Origin of the sequence: Streptomyces sp. NRRL B-1140 (assembly GCF_001280065.1) — a bacterium.
In the GTDB taxonomy this organism is placed as follows: domain Bacteria; phylum Actinomycetota; class Actinomycetes; order Streptomycetales; family Streptomycetaceae; genus Streptomyces.
Genome location: NZ_LGEA01000166.1, coordinates 1 through 768 on the forward strand (window position 1 = coordinate 1; position 768 = coordinate 768).

The following is a 768-nucleotide window of genomic DNA, read 5'->3' on the forward strand; positions in this document are numbered from 1 at the left end:
GGAGATGTAGAACTCGTCGAAACTGGTGATGAAGGAGAAGACCGCCGCCGCGATCATGCCGGGTGCGGCCAGGGGGAAGGTGATGCGCCGGGCGATGGTCAGGCGGCCGGCGCCCATGCTGGCCGCGGCGTCCTCCAGGCGTTCGTCGATCCCGCGCAGCGTCGCGATCAGGATCAGCACCGCGATCGGTGAAGCCAGCACCGTGTGACCGAGCGCGATGGCGATCGGACTGCCCAGCATCGCCGCGGGTTCGAAGAACAGGAACAGGCCCAGGGCGGTGACGATCTGCGGGATGACCAGCGGGCCGAGGACCAGGGCGAAGACCGCGGAACGCAAGGGGAGTTCGCTGCGGACCAGGGCGGTCGCCGCGGTCACCCCGATGATCAGCGAGAACACCGTACTCATCGCGGCGATCAGCGCGCTCAGGGAGAGCGCGGCCGGCCATTTGCTGCCGTCGGCGAACAGGGCCTTGTACCAGTTCAGCGTCCACGTCTCCGGCGGAAAGGAGGCGAAGGCGTTGTTGCTGAAGGAGGTGACCAGGATGACCACGATCGGCAGCGCAAGGAAGAGCAGGATCACGGTGGCCACGGCCGTCAGGGCGATGCGCCCGGCCAGTGACTTGCGTAGCTCCATCATGTGGCGCTCCTCTTCTTGCGGCTGGCGCCGAGCGAGGTGACGGCCTTGACCAGCAGCAGTCCGGCCAGGGTGAGCACCAGCAGGATCACGCCCTGGGCGGCGGCCCCGTTCCACTGGTTGTCCTTGGTGACC

1 protein-coding gene is annotated in these 768 nt (G+C 67.6%); it reads right to left on the reverse strand.

Annotated elements, in window-relative coordinates; all coding sequences use genetic code 11:
• A partial coding sequence (locus ADK65_RS35525) for an ABC transporter permease (RefSeq protein ID WP_053675624.1) occupies positions 1-636 on the reverse strand: 636 nt, incomplete at its 3' end.
• Between the last annotated feature and the right edge of the window lie 132 nt (positions 637-768).